Annotated in this window: 1 protein-coding gene and 1 pseudogene; both read left to right on the plus strand. The window is 63.9% G+C overall.

What is annotated here, in order from left to right; translation table 11 throughout:
* Window positions 1–187, plus strand: a pseudogene (locus tag EN893_RS34210) (HlyD family secretion protein); the annotation flags it as partial.
* Window positions 184–1,318, plus strand: a 1,135-nt coding sequence (locus tag EN893_RS34215) for a DHA2 family efflux MFS transporter permease subunit (RefSeq protein ID WP_128362180.1), incomplete at its 3' end; no start/stop codon positions are given. The pseudogene EN893_RS34210 and the gene EN893_RS34215, both read left to right, overlap by 4 nt.

Consider the following 1,318-nt stretch of genomic DNA (forward strand, 5'->3'; position numbering starts at 1 on the left):
GAACACCACCGGCAACTGGGTCAAGGTCGTGCAACGCATTCCGATGCGCGTGACGTTGGACGATCTCCAAGGCAAGCCGCCGTTGCGTGGCGGGATGAGCGTCGTGGTCGGCATCGATACCGGCCACGCGCGCGGCCTGCCGGACTTCGTGACGGACCTCCTCGGCCGGTTCGGACAAAAGTCATGACCGGCGCGTCCGCGACAGGTGGCGTGGTCGCCAATCGCGGCGCCATCACCGCCTGCGTGATCCTGGCCGTGATCATGCAGGCACTGGACACGACCATCGCCAATGTGGCGCTGCCCTATATCCAGGGTAGCGTTTCGGCGAGCGCCGACCAGATTAACTGGGTGCTGACGTCCTACATCGTCGCGGCGGCCGTCATGACGCCGCCTTCGGGCTATCTTGCCAATCGTTTCGGCCGCAAGCGCATCCTTTTGATCTCCATCACCGGCTTCGTCGTCGCGTCGGTGCTGTGCGGCTTCGCGCAGTCGCTGCCGCAGATCGTCGGCTTCCGCCTGCTGCAAGGCCTGTTCGGCGCAGCCCTGGTGCCGCTGGCGCAGAGCATCCTGCTCGACATCTACAGCGTCGAGGAGCGCGGCTCGGCGATGGCGCTGTTCGGCGTTTCGGTGATGGTCGGGCCGGTGCTCGGGCCGGTCATCGGCGGCTGGCTGACCGAGAATGTCAGCTGGCGCTGGGTGTTCTACATCAACGTCCCGATCGGGGCCCTGGCCTTCGCCGGCGTCTCGATGTTCGTCCAGGAAACCAAGACGGACCTTAAGGCCAGGCTGGACTGGCTGGGCTTCGGCATGCTCAGCGTCACCATCGCATCGCTGCAGATGTTCCTCGATCGCGGCGAGCAGCTCAACTGGTTCTCGTCGTCCGAGATCATCGTCGAGGCGCTGATCTGCGCGTCGGCCTTCTACATCTTCCTCGTCCACACTTTCACCGCCAAAAACACCTTCGTGAACCCGCGGCTGTTCCTCGACAGGAATTTCGCCGTCGGCATGATCTTCATCTTCATCATCGGCATCACCTATCTGGCCTCGCTGGCCCTGATGACGCCCTATCTGCAGACGCTGATGGGCTATCCGGTGGTGACGGCCGGCATCGTCATGGGGCCGCGCGGTCTCGGCACCATGGCTTGCATGTTCCTGGTCGGCAGGCTGATCGGCAAGGTGGACACGCGCTGGCTGCTGTTGACCGGCCTGCTGGTCACCGCCTGGGCGATGTACGACATGACCGGCTGGACCCCTGATGTGTCGCAATGGACGATCATCAGCACCGGCTTCATCCAGGTCGCTTGCCTGGGTTTCCTGT

The organism is Mesorhizobium sp. M7A.F.Ca.CA.004.04.2.1 (assembly GCF_004022825.1).
Classification (GTDB): Bacteria; Pseudomonadota; Alphaproteobacteria; order Rhizobiales; family Rhizobiaceae; genus Mesorhizobium.